Origin of the sequence: Neorickettsia sp. 179522, assembly GCF_001593535.1 — a bacterium.
GTDB lineage: Bacteria > Pseudomonadota > Alphaproteobacteria > Rickettsiales > Anaplasmataceae > Neorickettsia > Neorickettsia findlayensis.
The window spans coordinates 842,025-859,205 of record NZ_LNGI01000001.1; the positions used below are offsets into that span (position 1 = coordinate 842,025).

14 protein-coding genes are annotated in these 17,181 nt (G+C 37.0%); 6 read left to right on the plus strand and 8 right to left on the minus strand.

The genetic code is table 11. The features are described 5' to 3' along the window. The first annotated feature begins 270 nt into the window (after positions 1-270). Positions 271-2,880 carry a DNA gyrase subunit A gene (gene gyrA, locus AS219_RS03900; protein ID WP_067980329.1) on the plus strand — a complete coding sequence of 870 codons (2,610 nt, stop codon included), beginning with the start codon at positions 271-273 and terminating at the stop codon, positions 2,878-2,880. Between the two features lie 177 nt (positions 2,881-3,057). On the opposite strand, the gene era is transcribed toward gyrA, so the two are convergent. The 4 genes from era to acpS all read right to left on the minus strand — a co-directional run bounded on the left by era (position 3,058) and on the right by acpS (position 7,210). After that, positions 3,058-3,984: a GTPase Era gene (gene era, locus AS219_RS03905; RefSeq protein WP_067980332.1), complete on the minus strand. Its 927-nt coding sequence runs from the start codon at positions 3,982-3,984 to the stop codon at positions 3,058-3,060. Positions 3,985-4,050: 66 nt separating this feature from the next. After that, positions 4,051-4,986, minus strand: a complete 936-nt coding sequence (fabD, locus tag AS219_RS03910) for an ACP S-malonyltransferase (RefSeq protein ID WP_067980335.1) — start codon at positions 4,984-4,986, stop codon at positions 4,051-4,053. A 77-nt stretch (positions 4,987-5,063) separates the two neighbouring features. Continuing rightward, the gene (gene dnaG, locus AS219_RS03915; RefSeq protein ID WP_067980340.1) at positions 5,064-6,803 is read right to left on the minus strand and encodes a DNA primase; all 1,740 of its coding nucleotides are present in this window, start codon (positions 6,801-6,803) and stop codon (positions 5,064-5,066) included. Positions 6,804-6,844: 41 nt separating this feature from the next. Then, positions 6,845-7,210 carry a holo-ACP synthase gene (gene acpS / locus AS219_RS03920; protein WP_067980343.1) on the minus strand — a complete coding sequence of 122 codons (366 nt, stop codon included), beginning with the start codon at positions 7,208-7,210 and terminating at the stop codon, positions 6,845-6,847. 163 nt (positions 7,211-7,373) lie between these two features. Here acpS and AS219_RS03925 point away from each other — a divergent pair, with 163 nt between their 5' ends. Then, positions 7,374-8,546, plus strand: coding sequence for a hypothetical protein (locus AS219_RS03925; protein ID WP_067980345.1), 1,173 nt, complete (start codon positions 7,374-7,376; stop codon positions 8,544-8,546). A 528-nt stretch (positions 8,547-9,074) separates the two neighbouring features. Here AS219_RS03925 and dcd read toward each other — a convergent pair. Next, positions 9,075-9,632, minus strand: coding sequence for a dCTP deaminase (gene dcd / locus AS219_RS03930; protein ID WP_067980348.1), 558 nt, complete (start codon positions 9,630-9,632; stop codon positions 9,075-9,077). A 459-nt stretch (positions 9,633-10,091) separates the two neighbouring features. On the opposite strand from dcd, the gene AS219_RS03935 reads away from it, so the two are divergent. Then, entirely contained in the window at positions 10,092-11,120 is a 1,029-nt protein-coding gene (locus tag AS219_RS03935) for a 5-(carboxyamino)imidazole ribonucleotide synthase (protein WP_067980350.1), read from the plus strand. Positions 11,121-11,197: 77 nt separating this feature from the next. On the opposite strand, the gene AS219_RS03940 is transcribed toward AS219_RS03935, so the two are convergent. Further along, a complete protein-coding gene (locus AS219_RS03940; protein WP_067980353.1) occupies positions 11,198-11,833 on the minus strand; it encodes an SDR family NAD(P)-dependent oxidoreductase in 636 nt (211 codons plus the stop codon). A 78-nt stretch (positions 11,834-11,911) separates the two neighbouring features. Here AS219_RS03940 and terL point away from each other — a divergent pair, with 78 nt between their 5' ends. The 3 genes from terL to nadA all read left to right on the plus strand — a co-directional run bounded on the left by terL (position 11,912) and on the right by nadA (position 15,687). Then, the gene (gene terL / locus AS219_RS03945) at positions 11,912-13,309 is read left to right on the plus strand and encodes a phage terminase large subunit (protein ID WP_067980356.1); all 1,398 of its coding nucleotides are present in this window, start codon (positions 11,912-11,914) and stop codon (positions 13,307-13,309) included. Between the two features lie 406 nt (positions 13,310-13,715). Beyond that, positions 13,716-14,690 (plus strand): uroporphyrinogen decarboxylase, encoded by a 975-nt coding sequence (gene hemE / locus AS219_RS03950; protein WP_067980358.1) that lies wholly within the window; start codon positions 13,716-13,718, stop codon positions 14,688-14,690. A gap of 49 nt (positions 14,691-14,739) precedes the next feature. Further along, positions 14,740-15,687 (plus strand): quinolinate synthase NadA, encoded by a 948-nt coding sequence (gene nadA / locus AS219_RS03955; protein ID WP_067980361.1) that lies wholly within the window; start codon positions 14,740-14,742, stop codon positions 15,685-15,687. A gap of 30 nt (positions 15,688-15,717) precedes the next feature. Here the strand turns inward: nadA and coaD are convergent, their stop codons facing one another. Both coaD and AS219_RS03965 read right to left on the minus strand, forming a co-directional pair. After that, positions 15,718-16,200, minus strand: coding sequence for a pantetheine-phosphate adenylyltransferase (gene coaD, locus AS219_RS03960; RefSeq protein WP_067980364.1), 483 nt, complete (start codon positions 16,198-16,200; stop codon positions 15,718-15,720). Positions 16,201-16,203: 3 nt separating this feature from the next. Beyond that, positions 16,204-17,028, minus strand: a complete 825-nt coding sequence (locus AS219_RS03965) for a hypothetical protein (RefSeq protein ID WP_067980367.1) — start codon at positions 17,026-17,028, stop codon at positions 16,204-16,206. Positions 17,029-17,181: the final 153 nt, after the last annotated feature.

Genomic DNA, 17,181 nt, shown 5'->3' on the forward strand with positions numbered 1-17,181 from the left:
TGAGTCTGGATTAGTTCAAAGGCAAGATAGAGTCGTTAGGTAAGCAACTAAAAAGAGAGGCTGGTCGAATTTGAAGGTTTCATCTGGAATAAATAAGGATGGTAATATGGATATTTCTATTCCGTTCATCTATGATCGTTTAGCGCCCTTCTGTATGATCCCACCCGTTAAACACCTCGGCGAAAGCTATGTCATCTCCCAAATACTCCAAGATGGAGTGACTATAAATATCGGACGAATTAACTTATCATTTCCCTCGGAGTAGTGCGTATGTCGACCATAATACCGGTAAATCTAGAGCAGGAACTGAAATCCTCTTACCTTTCTTACGCAATGAGCGTAATTATAAACAGGGCCATTCCCGATGTACGAGACGGACTGAAGCCTGTACATAGGAGAATTCTCTATTCTATGAATGAGCTTTCTTTCTATTGGAACAAGCCATATAGAAAGTCGGCTAGGGTAATCGGTGAGGTTATTGGTAAATACCACCCGCACGGTGATAGCGCCATATACGATGCTCTGGTTCGTATGGCACAGAACTTTTCCCTACTCGTACCGTTGATAGATGGGCAAGGAAACTTTGGTTCTGTAGATGGCGATCCAGCCGCAGCGATGCGCTACACAGAGGTACGTCTGGAGTATATATCCAAGTTTCTACTCGACGATCTATATGAAAACAGCGTGGACTTCCGTTCAAACTATGATAATTCAGAAACGGAACCTGTCGTTCTGCCAGCAAAATTCCCGAATATCCTGGTCAATGGAACAGCCGGGGTAGCAGTCGGAATGGCAACGAATGTACCAACTCACAATCTATCCGAAGTAATAGAGGCATGTAAGTTGTACTTAGAAGACAATAACGTAACAACTGACGAACTCCTAAAAGTTATAAAAGGCCCTGACTTCCCTACAGGCGGATTGATTATCGGCGAGGAAGGAATAAAAGCATCTTTTGAGACTGGTAGAGGCTCCATTATCATACGGAGCAAGACACATTTCGAAGAAACTGAAACAAGAAAAGCAATTATCGTCGATGAGCTCCCGTACCAGGTCAATAAAGCAAAGTTAATAGAAAACATAGCTCTTTTAGTGAAGGAAAAGAGACTTGATTCAATCAGTGATCTGAGAGATGAGTCAAACAAGGAAGGGATACGGGTCGTAATAGAGCTAAAAAGGGGTGCTTCCTTTGAAGTGGTTCTGAACCAACTTTTCCAGATGACGCAGCTTCAGACATCGTACAGCACGAATATGATGCTTCTTGACAACATGAAGCCTACTCTGATGTCTCTTAGGGACATCTTGGCAGCCTTCATTGCTCACAGGAAGGAAGTAATCTCAAGACGAACAGAGTTTAGACTAGCTAAGGCTAGAGAAAAAGCTAACGTTCTGGTCGCGCTGTATGTAGCGATTCTCAACATTGATGAAGTCGTACGTATTTTAAAATCCTCCGGAGATAACGAGACTGCAATAAAAGCACTTTGCGCTAAACACTGGGCTATAGATGAAGAACTTGAGCTACTTGTAGAAACTATCTCAAACATTAAGCTTCTGAACAGAGAATACAAACTCAGCACAGCGCAGTCTAAGGCAATCTTGGAAATGAAAATGCAACGTATAACCAATACTGAGAAAGGTCAATTGGTTGCCGAGATTCATGCTGAAATGAACATCGTCAAAGAATGTGCTTCAATACTGGGAAGTGAGGCTGTTTTGACAAATGTAATAGTGCAGGAACTGAATGAAATAAAGGCGAAGTACCCGCAAGCACGGAAGAGTGTCATTTTAAAAAATGTCAATGCCGTGTACGCAGAAGAGGACCTTATTGAACGCGAGCAAGTCGTTGTTACAGCAACATATTCTGGGTATATAAAGCGTGTCCAAATCTCAAATTACAGAGTTCAGAGAAGAGGAGGAAAGGGCCGTATCGCACAAAACATAAAATCTGAGGATCAGTTGGCACAGATTTTTGTTCTCAGTACGCACGATGAAATACTCTTCTTCTCCAGCAAAGGTAAAGTCTATAAGCTAAAGGCTTACAAGTTGCCTATAGGCGAACCTCAATCGCGTGGAAGAGCTTTGGTGAACATTTTTGATCTTGCTGAGGATGAATCTATTACAAGTATTCTTCCTTTGAAAAATTCCGATGCTGAGAACTTAATATTCTTGACTGCTCAAGGAAAAGTCAAACGCAATTCTATGAGCGACTTTGCCTACGTTCCAGCAAATGGAAAGGTAGCTATCAAACTCAACGATAACGACGCATTAATATCTGTCAAAACTGCTCAGAATGAAGATTGTATTTTTATTTCTACCAAGGACGGAAAATGTATAAGGTTCTTGGTTGAAGATTTGAGAGTCCTTAAGAGTAGGAGTTCCGAAGGTGTAAAAGCTATAACTTTGGGAAAAGATGATAACGCTATCTCCCTCTCAATACTGAATAAGCGGATTCTTTCACCAGAAAACAAAGCTGAGTACATGAAAACGAAGTTCCTCGAGAGAATCCGAAATCCCGAAAATCATGAAGAACAGTTTGTTCTTACAGTTACTGAAAATGGTTATGGCAAAATCACATCAAGTTATGAGTATAGAATAACAAACCGAGGAGGCGTCGGGATAATTAACATATCGACTTCTGAACGCAACGGTAAGGTGGTCTCGAGCTTCAAGGTAACGCTTAGTAACCATATAATGCTCGTTACAAACAGAGGACAAGTCATAAGAATAGAAGCAAGCAACATCCCGGTTCTTGGGCGTAATACACAGGGTGTACGCCTATTCTCAATAAGGGCTGAGGAAAGAGTTGCTTCGGTAACAGAGGTAGAAGAGGTGGAAGAAGAAGATTCCGAAATAAATGAAAATTGTCAAAATGACAGTTAGCATGAAATCCTTATTCCACCAGCCATGTACGGAAACTGAGGATCAAAAGATAAATAGAAATTGTTGAAACACTTGAAGGGCTTCCATTATCTCATAGGTCTGTGTAGAGAAAACGGAATGTAAAGATCCACGGGATTGCTGAAATACATGAAAGCTTTTTTCGATGGTCAGATCTAACTAGATGTAATTTATTGTATTTAGGATATCAGACTTTTCTCCCCAATTTGGACTCACCCTCACAAATACTGATAGGTGCACCTTCTTTCCAGGAAAAAGATTAGCCATCTCTCTCTCAGAAGATTCTCTGATAGTACCAATTGTCTTCCCGCAAGATCCTATTACGATCATTTTATGTGATTCACTCATTACATGGAGTACTTGCTTGATCTTTACGGTTTTATCAAGGATTTCAATATTTTCAGTTTCTACAGTCAGTGAGTAAGGAAGTTCTTGATGTAGTCTGATAAATAACTTTTCCCGGAGAATTTCAGAAAGATTAAACTCAAGCGGCATATCGGTCTGATCTTCTTCATCAAAATACCAAGGTCCCGGCTGAGCCGATCTAAGAAGGTAGTCCATGAGATCATCAATTCCACTACCTTTGAGAGCAGAAATCATGAATGTCTTATCAAAATGGCCCAAGCTGTTTAGTTCTTGTGCAACCGTTAGCAATCTTGGTTTTTCCACAAGATCTATTTTATTCATTACCAATACCAACTTGCCATTAGCTTTCCTGAGTATATCCTTTGTACTATCCGAGACGGCGCGCCTTGGATCGATTATCAAACAAAAAATATCTGTCCCAGCGAATGCTCTCCAGGCGTTTTTCACTATGACCCTTTCGAGCTGACATCGCGGAATAAAAATCCCAGGAGTATCAACGAAAACCAATTGAACATCACCTTTTGTGTATATACCTCTGATTCTCGTTCTTGTGGTCTGTACCTTATGTGTAACCGCAGATATCTTGCTTCCAACCAGGGCATTCAATAATGTGGACTTACCAACATTACTGTTCCCAATGAGAGAGACAAAAGCAGAGCGAGTATGAAAATTTTCTCCCATCTGAGGACAATCGCTGCTATTACATTCGGAACTACTCATTGGGAATTTTTGAAAAGGGAACCTCTATAACAGAATACATGCAAGCCGGCAGAAATCCGACCTACCTCACCCAATTGTAGCAATAATTCTGTCTAGATCATCTACCCCTTCGAGATTCAATGTTGTCACATGTGGGTTCATTCGAGAGAGCATTTTGCTCAAGACATTGCCTGATCCTACTTCTATGAAAGTTTTTACACCTGTTTCTATTGAAAAAAGCATGCTCTCCCTCCATCGTACGCAGCTTGTGATTTGCTGCACTAGAAGCTCCTTTATTTTTTGAACTTCCGTTACTGGACTCGCTGTAACATTCGACACGATTGGAACAGAAGGTGTGACAATTTCTACATTATCTAGGGCATCTCTTACTGGCATAACGGCATACTGCATCAACTTACAGTGAAACGGTGCACTCACCTTCAACCGCACCACACGCTTTATACCTTTTTGTTTTGCATACTCTTCGATCTTTTCTATTTCAGTAGTCAAACCGCTAACAACAACCTGCTCATTACTGTTGTCATTCGAAATCTCACAGTTTACTTTTGATTCCACTATGAGATTCTGTGCTTCCTCAAAAGTTACCTTAATCAGAGCAAGCATACCACCTTCACCCATGGGCACAGCTTCTTGCATCGACTTTCCTCTAATTTTTAAAACTTTGGCAACTTGAGAAACCGTAATGGCACCAGACGCACACAGTGCAGTATATTCGCCAAGTGAATGTCCAGCTAAGTACTTGGACAACTCCGAAACACTTTTTCCAGACTCCGACAGAAGAACCTTAAGTGCCGCAATAGAAGTTGCCATAAGAGCGGGTTGAGCGTTCTCAGTATTAGAAAGTATATGTTCCGGTCCCTCAAACATTACTTTTGATAACTTCATACCCAGAGATTCATCGACTTCGGAAAAAACCTCACGGGCAACTGAGAAATTCTCATATAAACTTTTGCCCATACCGACACGCTGAGAACCTTGTCCGGGAAACAAAAACATCTTCATAGAGACTTTAAATAGGATCTGATTTGCAATACCAAAACTTATACCCTCCAGAAATGGCAGTCAAATTTAGATGAACTTCATTCTTTTTCTGCCTCCCGAATCTTTACCAAGATTCTTTGAGCTTCTTCCATTTTGTTTTCATCTAGATCAGGAGAATGAATCACTCGTCGATACTCTTCTCGGAGCTCGTCGCGCCATAATTGTTTCTGCAGTTTGTCCCATAAAAAGATTGCTTTTTCTATGTTATCCGGAAGTGAAGCTAAATCACTCAGAAGCTTATAAGACGCTTCTGTCTCTTTGTCCGCAAGCAACGCACTTTTAAGAGATGCACCACTAATATCACCTGAGGTGTTGATCAATTGCACTATGAAAGATTGGAGTTTCACATGTTGCGGATCGCTTAGTTTTAACAAAGAAAAATATTCTTCACGATCACCGCTCTGGAGAACTTCTGGAAATTTTATAACTATCTTCAGCAATAAGACTTTCTTATCTACGTGTGTACTAGCCGAGGAAGAAAGTTTTTTAACATCTACAAAACGCGTTGCGTCTTCGCTATCCCTATATGGGGAAATAAAATTACGCTGACGAAGACTCCTTTTAAGTAAAAAGATCTGCTGCTGAAAAAAATCTTGAAAATGTTTTCTAATTTTATAGTCCTTTACGTTTATCAGATATTTTTCCAAGATTTTTTCCAACTCTATAAAGTCCTCTGGCGAACTGCATTGCCTCCCATATTTAGCCAAAAAGAATATTGTATCAGATAGACTTCTGGCACCATCTAAAACACGCTGAAATGCAGCTCTATCACTTCTCACAAGATCATCTGGGTCTTTCCCTACGGGTAAGAAAGAGAAAGTAGTTTTTATCTCTAGAGAATTTATGAACTCATCCATAATGAGCTCTACTACCCTACCAGCAGCTTTTATTCCAGCATTGTCACCATCAAAACAAAATATTAGGTTTCTCTTGAATCGGTTGAGTAGTTTAAGATGATGTGATGTTATAGACGTCCCTAAAATACCCAAAACACTCTTATACCCAAATTGATAGAGAGATATAACATCCATATATCCCTCTACTAGTATAATGGGTTCTTCAGAATTCTTCGGGATCTTATCAATGTTATAAAGCACTTCACTCTTTTTGAAAAAGTCCGTTTCACAAGAGTTTATGTACTTCGGTAAAATACCCTCTTTTATAACCCTACTTCCAAATCCAATTACTTTTCCCTGTACATTGTTTATTGGAAAAACCAGTCTATCTCTGAAGTAACATCTACCCAGTTTATCAAGGACTCCAGAACTTTTAATCACAGTACTAGGAAAATTCTTGGTTTTGTTGATGAAGGAGGTCAAATTAGAAGGACAATAACCCAACTTAAATTCAGAAATCACACCATCATCTAGACGGTTCCTTATATAATAACTCGCTTCTTGACCGACTTTAGAGTTCAAATTATTACAAAACCAATCTCTTAACTCTTCTAGAAATTGAAATACTTGGATAAATTTTTCCGTCCCAGAATTTTTCTTGTCTATTTTTATTCCTATGCTGGAAGCCAACTCTTCAACAGCTTCATTCAGATCTAATCGCTTTGTTAGGGAAACAAAATCTATAACGTCGCCACTTTTACCACAACCAAAACAATAAAAGAATCTACCTTTATCATTCACCGAGAACGAAGGCGTCTTTTCCTGATGAAATGGACATTTTCCAATCAGTCTAGATCCAACCCTTTTGAGCTTAACTGTCCTACCTACAACCTCGGAAACAGAAATCCTTTCTTTAATTAGTTCTATGTATTTTTTTAACACAGAGACAAAACACGCAACCTAAGAAACAAATGGAAAGTTCCTCATATTCTATCACCAAGAACAACAAAGGCTATTGCATAGTCACCATCATCACTAAGAGAAATTTGGGAATTCCGAAGCATCCTGTCTTTAAAGTAAATGAACGGTTTTCCTTTACAATTGTTCCTTATCGAGATCTGTTTAATTGCTAGGCCTATACCGTGCCCCCGGGCTTTTATTATTGCTTCTTTTGCAGCAAAACGTTTTGCCAAATACGAGACCATACCCTTCCCACAGTGGGCTTTGGCTTCTTTTATTTCGTTCATGTCGAAAAATCTCGAGAGAAATTTTTGTTGATAAAGTTCTAGCACTTTCTCGATGCGAGATAGTTTTACAATATCGACTCCTATGCTAGTTTTTTTCTTCATCTATTGAGAATTGCCCGAATCCATAATATTTTTTGTTTCAACCATACTGTTGTGCTTAAGACATGGAAATGAAAAACCCGATAGTTGGTAAAAAAAGGACAAATGTTCTGGCATTTTGCAGATTTAGTACTCTCTGTTAGACTTAGCCAAAATACTAACACGCATGAAAAAGTTGATAAATGACAAACTAGAAGACGAAACTGGTGGAAGTTCTTCTGATGCCCGTTATAGGGCAAGGATGACAGAACAGCAACAGAGTCATTTAGAAGAGTTAAAGAAGTTACAGGAAAGTTTCAAAGAGAAGACTGAGTCCGTAAATAGCTTCAAATATCACGAAGACTCCGTCTCTGGTGTAAGCGAAGAAGACGAATTAAAGACTGAAGAAAAAGTAGAAGTATCTAGAAAGAGGAGAATTTTCAGAATATTTGCTGATAAGTTCTCTCTTGCTGTTCGTCCATCCGCTTGGGCGAAAATCATATCAGGTCTGAGGAGTTTGTTCGGTGGAAAATCCGTCGACGAAATCCTTTTAGAAATAAAGACTGGAAACAAAACGATTAAGTCTCTTCTTGCTCTTCTGAAACACAAGGAAAAACTTTCTTTGCAGATTAGGATAGCAGCTCTGTTAAGAGAAATCAGGCTTAGTAGAAGCGTAGGTAGAGAACCACTGAGTAGAATTTTGGCTATCCAAAGTAGCCTGATTTCAAACCTCAGTGCAGCAGTTAGAGAAAGTTCTGGAAAAGCGGATATACAATCACTTTTGGGCTATCAGAACCAGGCTTTCTCACAAGCCAGGTTCCTTGCTGCGCAAGTTGTCAAAGATATACAAGTTTCGCATTCGGTTACTCAAAGCCAAGTCAGATCGTATGACCTAAGAAATGAGTGTCCTCCTAGTTTATTTCCTGCGTATTACGTATTTAATAGTACTTACTCTGATCAATTTATAGATAGCCTAGATCTTGTAAAAGGTATAAATATATCGGCCACCTTAAGGAATCTCCTATCCGAAGTCAAGAACAGAGTAGTTGCAATTTTTCGCACGGAGGTTGTTGGCACGACCGTGGTTGGCATGCAGATGCAAACAACTGCAGCTCCTGGTAGCGTAAGACAAGACAATTTTTTAAACCAAGACCATAGCATTAAACACAGGCACATTTTTGAGCAACAGTCCCACAGTCATGGAAGTGGATGCCCTTGTTGCAGTTCTGTACTCGAGACGTCTCAATCATTACGATTCTCTTACTCAGCGTCTGCTGTGAGGCTAGGGGGACCAGCTGAGATTCTCTCTTCAGCGCAGTGCAACCTGGCTACGGGAGCAGGTGCACAGATACATATCTAGCAATTTTTCAAGCAAATACATGAGTATAGGTCTACTAAATCTTTCGTACTTGGAGATAAAGCGCCGGTGGTACTATCAAAAAACATCCTAGATGCTTTTGTTCTAGGTTTAGCGGTCTCAGATTTTAAATCCCACTGTGATCAGTGAATGGTTTACACCAGCATCATGACAACATAGCGAGGACAGAAATATCTCTTTTAACTTTCCCCTATGACACATAAGCAAGATAAAAGGCATCAATGCTGAGTTATCTACACCCCTAATCACTCCAAAACAAGCATAGAAACGGGACTATCTTTCTACATCGAGATAAAGTTGACTTTAAAATCTGTCCTCAAATAGGAGAACGTATAAATGCAGCTTTCCAGGCTTAGTCGATTACAGAAATCACATCCCCACACATGTAGGCAATGCAAATACCAATTCTGACGCCTCTCTATAAGAGGAATATCTAACTATAGACCTTAGATTATAGAACTTTCTTAGCTCTCGAAAAGAAACACATACATGAATCAAAAAGAATGAGTACTACTTTACGATTGGAAGAGTAATACCAGCTTGACCCATATATTTACCTTTCGCATCTTTATATGAAATGTCACAATCGGCGCTACCCTTTAGAAAAATCATCTGACACACACCTTCGTTTGAGTAAATTTTTGCCGGTAATGGTGTTGTATTGGAGAACTCAAGTGTAACATGACCTTCCCATTCAGGTTCAAGTGGTGTTACATTTACTATTATTCCGCATCTAGCATACGTAGACTTCCCCAAACAGATTACTATAACATCACGTGGAATTCTAAAATATTCGACCGTGCACCCAAGTGCAAAACTGTTCGGTGGGATGATACAGAAATCTCCTGTTTTTTCTATAAGTGCCGATTCATCAAAGTTTTTTGGATCAACTTGCGAAACTGAAAGATTCGTAAAAATCTTGAATTTATTCGATACTCTTGCGTCATATCCATACGAAGAAAGCCCATAGGAAATTACACCGCTGGAGATTTTAGACGATACAAACGGTTCTATCATCCTAGATTCTAAGGCCTTGGACTTTATCCATCGATCAGGCATTACGGGCATTTTAAGGCTTGAAGCTCCCAGAACTAACTTAACACTTATACATCAATATAAGTAAAACCTCTATATAAAACTGGATTTATGTAGCTCACACAAATTCCACACGCAATGGCAGCTCTCTTTTTATAAAGATCAACTCCAAGCACTAGCAGGAAAATCGTGTTCAACAACAAAATACTGAACCTATAACTTCAGAACGTTGAACTTACAGTTTTAAAAGATTAGGACTGCGACTTTTTTCAAAAAATGTTTCCGCTATGCCAGCAAAAAAAATCACCCTACATACCTTATGAAACCCAAGTATTCGAAAAAACAGTATCCTTGCCACACATGTTTATCAAAATTCTGAATTAGTAAGTTTTAATAACCTGAAAACAAGTATCCATTCTTTAGCGTTAAGGTAGTTCATTTTTAGGTCAGTTTTGGTGTAACTATAAAGACGTACCTTTGTAGTAGAAAAAAATGCAACGCATTGGAATAGTCGGAGGCGGACAGCTAGGAAAAATGATAGCTATAGCTGCATATAATCTGGGTTTTAAAGTTTGCGTATTAGCGGAAGAAGAGAGCTCCCCAGCTATAGATGTGGCAAGGGATTATGTTGTTGCACCTTTCCTCGATAAGTCAGCGATCCTTCATTTTGCAGAACACGTAGACTCTATAACGTTTGAGACCGAAAACATACCGGTAGATACACTTGATCTACTTCACGATAAATTCAATGTTCCAAATACTAAAGCGATTAAGGTGGCACAAAATAGATTCTTGGAAAAAGAATTCTTAAGAAAAAATGGAATACCAACAACCAAGTATTGGTACATTCAAAATGAAGAGGATCTTGATAGTCTGGATTTTCCAGTAGTATTAAAAACAATTGAGGGTGGCTATGACGGAAAAGGGCAATTCTTACTAGAGAGTCATGATCATTTAAAAAGAGAAGTTGAAAACCTCGAATTCCCTCTAATAGGAGAAAAGTTATTTAGGATAAATAAGGAATTTTCCATAATAATTTCAAGAAATGAAACTGGAAATGTATGTTTTCCGATAGCAGAGAATGTTCATGTCAATGGAATACTCAGAACATCAAGCGTTCCAGCTGCACTTCCTCATCATGTCGCACTTGAAATAGAAAATATAGGATTTCAAATAGCAGATCTATTAGAAATAAAGGGTCTCTTGTGTGTAGAATTTTTTCTCGATGAAGATAACAAGTTAGTTGTAAACGAAATCGCTCCTAGACCACACAATTCTGGTCACTGGAGCATGGATTGCTGCGATATTGATCAATTTGAAGAATTAGTTCTTTCAATTACAGGCAATAAACTTAAAAAGCCCAATCTCGTAGTTCCGTGCACGATGAAGAATATCCTTGGTAATGAAATAAACACTTGGAAGGATTTATTCCTACAAAAAAACGTCAAACTCTATAACTATGGAAAAAGACAACCTAAACCTCTAAGGAAGATGGGTCATGTAAACATTCTGCATCCATAAGACATCCTCAGGGCATTGGTTCTAACCTAAATGGAGTAGAATAAACAAGAATCGCAAAAATAGCCCATAAAAACATTCTACATCTGTAAGATATTTTCAATGTCGGCTTTAAATTTTGCTAGATTTTCCTTTTCGAAATTTCCATCGTCCTTTATTACGACTTCTGGGTTCACTGAGTGGAAACTGATCTCACAATCTTTAATTGAATTCTCGATCATAAGTGTAAGTTCATATAGACACTTTTTCGAAAATAAATAGGAAAAATACTTTTTGCTTCCGCGGTTCTTTACTAGTGCATCGACAATGTTGATGACTTTTCCACCTTTAGGATTATGAGAAATGAATCTTTGCATCAAAATAAATGGTGCAAGAACATGTATCCGATAATAGCTATCAAAAATAGCTCGACTAGATGTCTCTATACTGTCTTGCATGAAAAACGATGCATTATTTACAAGTAGTTTAAGATGCGGAAATATGGCAAATGATTTATCTATTATCTTTTCGACATGATCTAAAAGGATTAGATCTTTTTGATACACATAGGTTCGTATCTTATATGTTTTTTCTAATCTATCTTTTAATAAAACTACGTCATCATACGACCTGTTGTAGTGTAGGATCAGATCATATCCATAATTTGCAAGAATTTCAGAAATAAATGCTCCTAATCTTCTTGCTGAACCTGTTATTAAAGCTGCTTTTTCTTTCAAGACGAGTAAATTTTGCTTCTTTAAAAGACGAAATACAAATAGAATTTTCTACTTTCTAATACTCTACAAAACGTGTAGGTGAAAAGACAATATTCCACAGAGGAGTTTTTAGCGTTCTTTAAAGACTCATTTAAAACTCTTTTTCCTGCAAAAAAGTTCGTAAAGTGTGGATACATAAATGTCATATCAGACAGACTGATTGCCTGTTTAAATGGAAAAATAAACAGATTAATAATCAATATTCCTCCTAGACACATGAAATCCACCTTAGTCAGTGTTGCATTTCCAGCTTTTGTTCTTTCAAGAGAACCTTCAAAAGGAATAATAGTAGCAAGCTATTCAAGCCTACTAAGCACTAAACATTCACTCAAAACAAAACTCATTATGTCTTCTGAGTGGTACAGGAACAAGTTCAGGGACACAGTCATATCAAAGCATCACAATACAAAAAATAAATTTTTAACTACTAAGTTGGGATTCCGACTTGCGACCTCAATTTCAGGAACACTCACTGGAGAAGGAGCAGACATAATAGTAGCTGATGATCCAATAAATGCACTACAGGCGAATAGTAATGCATTTAGAGAAAGAACAAAGAATTGGTTTCTAAATACATTTATGACACGCCTCAATCATAGTAAAAAAAGCATAGCAATCATTGTTATGCAGAGACTTCATTACGATGATATATGTGGTTATTTAACAAGAACTTCCGGCAAGTGGCACATTATATCGCTTCCACTTATTGCAGAGAGGAAAGAAAAAATTACTTCCATAAATTCAAAAAAGACTCTTCTAAAAAGGAAAGAAGGTGAAATTTTAAATAGAAACTATTTCAAACACGAAAATATATCAAAACTGAAAGCAGAGATTGGCACGTATGTTTTTGCTTCGCAGTACCAACAAAACCCTCTTTCAAATATAAACTCAATTATCAGGAGAGAGTGGATAAAGCGTTACTTAGAAAAAGAAGAAATAAGCGAAATATTATATATATCACAAAGCTGGGATACAGCAGCTTTTAGTATGCAGCAAAGTGATTATACAGTCTGTATTACATTTGCAAGGTCCAGAACGGCATTTTATGTTTTAGATGTATACAGAAAAAAATTAGATTACCCTGAAATAAAAAAAGCAATTGTTGAAAACGCAGAGAAATGGAAAGCAAATTACATTCTTATTGAGAACAAATCAAGCGGACAAGCTCTAGTACAAGAGCTTAGAAGATCAACAGCTCTACCAATAATTTCTATTACTCCAGTTAGAAAAAAAATAGAAAGACTCTACAGTGTCGTTTCAATATTTGAATCAGGAAAGTTCTATTTACCGTATTCCGGTGAATGGCTAGAAAATTTTGAGATGGAACTTTTTAGCTTTCCAGGATCAGTTTATGATGACCAAATAGACAGCCTTACGCAGTATTTGAACTACGAAATTACGAAGAGTTATCCCCAACTGAATATAAAATTCCTCTAGAACCGTAATGTTAACAAGTATGTGTAAAATCTGTTTATACGAGGTTTATTATTTATTGAAATCTTTGATAGATTTGATTTTCTCAAAAATCACACACGACTTTAAAGATAATTTTAACAAATCTATGTAACCGAAGGCTTCAGTCTTTTTTTAGTTGAAATCTCCTCTATTAACAAGAACCGTTAACATATTGTTATACCTAAGATATGTCACTCTACCCAATATTAGAGCTTATGTTTTTTCTATAATTAATAAAATTTGATTTTGTTCAAAAGAGTGTGCAAAAGATTTGATAAACACTTTTTCCTAAAACCACATTAACAATAAAACATATATTCATAAAGTAAGTATGTAGTAGAATTAGGATTCGCGTTGCAGTAAGTTGTCTGTAAGTTTTTGAGTAGTTATGTCATTGCTAGATAAGAAAATATCCACATGGTTTATGAGACAAGCAGGAAGATACCTTCCTGAATATCTCGAAATATCCAAAAAAATGACCTTCTTTCAGATGTGCGAATCACCTGAAATAGCATCAGAGATAACTTTACAGCCAATCAAAAGGTTCGATCTTGACGCCGCAGTAATTTTTTCTGATATTCTTGTTTTACCAAGAGCTCTTGGTTGTAACATAGATATAAAAAAAGATGTCGGTCCTATAATAGAAAGAATCAATAACCCAAGTGAATTAAGATATGATGTGTTTGAGAAGAAAATTTCTCCAACACTAGATGCAATTTCTCTCACAAGAAAATATCTTCCACAGAATAAGAGCCTAATAGGTTTCGCTGGAGGACCATGGACAGTAGCACTCTATATAATTGAAGGTGGGTGGGATAAGACCTTTTTAAGGACAAAAAAATTCATTAATGAAAGGTACGATGAATTCAAAGAAATAATATCAATGTTGACTGATGCAACAATCCAATACCTGAAAAAACAAGTCAAACACGGCGCAGAATTTGTACAAGTTTTTGAAAGTTTTGCTTGGGCAGCATCATCAAACGAATTCAAAGAGTTCATTATAGAACCAACTAGAAGAATAGTTTCATCACTTGATGTTCCAGTTATAGGATTTCCTAAGGGAGCTGGAGTTTCCTATTTTCAATATGTAAAAGAAACTTCAGTAGATGTAATAAGCACTGATCACTCTCTTCCACTTGACTGGATAGTGGATAATCTTCAAACTCATGCTTTTATACAGGGAAATCTGGATCCTTATCTTCTAGCATTTAATAAAAAAGAGGCACTTCTTCAAACAGAGAGAATAATAGATGCTTTTTCAGGAAAGAATTTTATCTTCAATTTGGGCCATGGTATGTACAAAGAAACTCCGATTTCTTCAGTGGAGGCAGTCTTAGATTTTATAAGATCTAGGAACTAATAAGTAAATTTGTTACAACTATACCTGTGTCCTTTATGATGTCTTTAAAGTGGGGTTCCTTGAAAATCTTGAAAGAAAGATTGTGGAGCTAAAGAAAAGGAAAAATGCTATAATACTTGCTCACTATTACCAAGATGATGAGTTACAGGATATAGCTGATTTTGTTGGTGATTCTCTTGATTTGTCTACAAAGGCTTCAAGTACAGATGCTGAGATCATCGTTTTCTGTGGTGTTACGTTCATGGGTGAAGTTGCAAAACTTCTAAGTCCAGGAAAAAAAGTTATTGTCCCAGATATTAAAGCTGGATGTTCTTTGGAGGATTCCTGTAAAGCTGAACATTTAGAAAAATTTGTAAGTTCTGTTGAGAATCCGTTTGTTTTGGCATACATAAATTCCTCAGTTCATGTTAAGGCAATGTCAGATTCGATATGTACATCGTCTAGCGCTGAGAAAATAGTCAACAATATACCAAAAGATAAGAATATAGTTTTTGTTCCGGACAAGTTTTTGGGTGACTATTTACAAAAAAAGACCGGTAGAGAAATGAAAATTTGGCCAGGAACTTGTGTAGTGCACGAAAATTTCTCTGAAAGACATGTTATTTCCCTTAAATTAGAAAATCCAGATGCAAAAGTTGTTGCCCACCCGGAATGTCCTGGTGTGCTTCTCAAATATGCAGACTTTGTTGGTTCAACATCGCAAATACTTTCATATATAAAAAAATCAGGCTTTTTCAAGTTCATAGTTCTTACTGAACCGGGAATAATACACCAGGCAAGAAAAATTCTTCCATCTGGTATTTTTTTCCCAGTGGAATCAGTTAATTCATCTGGTACGTGTAGTATGTGTAGCAAGTGTCCTTATATGAGACTGAACACAATGGAGAAATTGTATCACTGCTTAGACAAGGAAGAACCATCAATAGAAATAGATCAGTCAATTTTCCATGATGCAAGGTCCGCTGTTGAGAATATGTTTTTTTACCTGAATAAATAGAAGATACAAAAATCAAATGATTCGTACTTGTTACTTGAGTAGATGCGATTTTACATCATCTATTATTTGACGTGGTAAAAATTGTGAAAGATCTCCACCAAGGATTGCTACTTGTTTGACAAAAGTCGATGAGAGAAATTGTGTTTCGTGTGACGCGGGAAGAAATATCGTTATTATCTTATCGTCCAGTTTATGATTTACCCAACTCATTTGAAACTCATATTCAAAATCTGATACGGCACGTAATCCACGTAGTATAATATTGCTTTTTTCCTGCCTGACAAAATCAACTAAAAGACCTCTGAAAGTTTTTATCTCGAGTTCTCCTGGGATTTCTTCTACAGAATTTTGAATGAATTTTTTTCTTTTTTCACTTGAGAACGTTGGAGTTTTTGATGTGCACTCCGCAATAGCTATTATCAGCTTGTCTACCACTAGTAGTGCTTTTTTTATTATATCTAAGTGACCTAGTGTTACTGGATCAAATGTTCCAGCATATATTCCGATCCTCATATATTATTTAATTAATCCTATTACTAAGATTTTTAATTCATCGTCCAGTTTCTTATCTAGAAAACTACCCTTTGTTATAACTATTTTTTTGGTAAGTGGCTGCATATCTATTACAAAATTCTCAATTGGTGACAATCCACTACCAATCTTTATTTCAATCTGTTCTGAGATAATTTTATTTCCCCGGATATCGTATATTTCATAATTTATGTGTGCGTCATCACCACAAAACTTTGGTTTTTTATTTGTTATCCTTCCATTTAGTATTATGGGATTCATTTCAGAGTTTGGGGCATTTTTATTTTCTGCGTCTATAATTTCAACTTTGAATGAGGTAAAACTTTTGTTTCTTTTATCTAAGAAAACTTCACTTGCTATCAAACCCGGCACACTGACGTGTGCTTCCTCTCCTTTTTTCATACCTATTGGAATCATGTTTAATATAGGAAGTTGATTTTTTCCTACAACATATTCAAGTTTTTCTAACTTTCCTATTGTATCTCCATAGGCATTTATTACGACTTTATCACCGCATTTTATTTCATTTCCCTCTCCTGCCTTTAGCAACGATTTTGTAATTAATCGATCATAGAAAAGCCTACTCCTTATACCATCGAACAATCCGTAATTATCTAGTCTCGAGTCTATGTACAGTTCTATTATTGGTTTAACAATATAATAACCAATGGAGACAAGTATACTATTTCGGTTGTCTAACTGTAGTTCGTATTTATTTTCTTTATCTGAGTTTTTTAGATAAATAGCCAGAGAAAGCGATGATATGAATAGTAAGAGAAAAAAAAGTATAACTTTTAGTAATCTTTTCATTTGTTTGACATATGATTACAGGGGAAGATGTTACTATGTTCCACGTAGAACACCACTTCGAATTTAGAAGAACTACTGTTCATATCTTTAGAATCTGCATGAGCTACGTGTATAATTGTATATGACTCGGGTAGGTTTTTCTATAAATAGAAC

Excerpts from the sequence above, each read along its gene's own strand:
- acpS (WP_067980343.1), bottom strand. The coding sequence starts at position 7,210 with ATGAAGAAAAAAACTAGCATAGGAGTCGATATTGTAAAACTATCTCGC.
- AS219_RS03935 (WP_067980350.1), top strand. The coding sequence starts at position 10,092 with ATGCAACGCATTGGAATAGTCGGAGGCGGACAGCTAGGAAAAATGATA.
- coaD (WP_067980364.1), bottom strand. The coding sequence starts at position 16,200 with ATGAGGATCGGAATATATGCTGGAACATTTGATCCAGTAACACTAGGT.
- hemE (WP_067980358.1), top strand. The coding sequence starts at position 13,716 with ATGTCATTGCTAGATAAGAAAATATCCACATGGTTTATGAGACAAGCA.
- AS219_RS03965 (WP_067980367.1), bottom strand. The coding sequence starts at position 17,028 with ATGAAAAGATTACTAAAAGTTATACTTTTTTTTCTCTTACTATTCATA.
- gyrA (WP_067980329.1), top strand. The coding sequence starts at position 271 with ATGTCGACCATAATACCGGTAAATCTAGAGCAGGAACTGAAATCCTCT.
- era (WP_067980332.1), bottom strand. The coding sequence starts at position 3,984 with ATGAGTAGTTCCGAATGTAATAGCAGCGATTGTCCTCAGATGGGAGAA.
- AS219_RS03925 (WP_067980345.1), top strand. The coding sequence starts at position 7,374 with ATGAAAAAGTTGATAAATGACAAACTAGAAGACGAAACTGGTGGAAGT.
- fabD (WP_067980335.1), bottom strand. The coding sequence starts at position 4,986 with ATGAAGATGTTTTTGTTTCCCGGACAAGGTTCTCAGCGTGTCGGTATG.
- dcd (WP_067980348.1), bottom strand. The coding sequence starts at position 9,632 with ATGCCCGTAATGCCTGATCGATGGATAAAGTCCAAGGCCTTAGAATCT.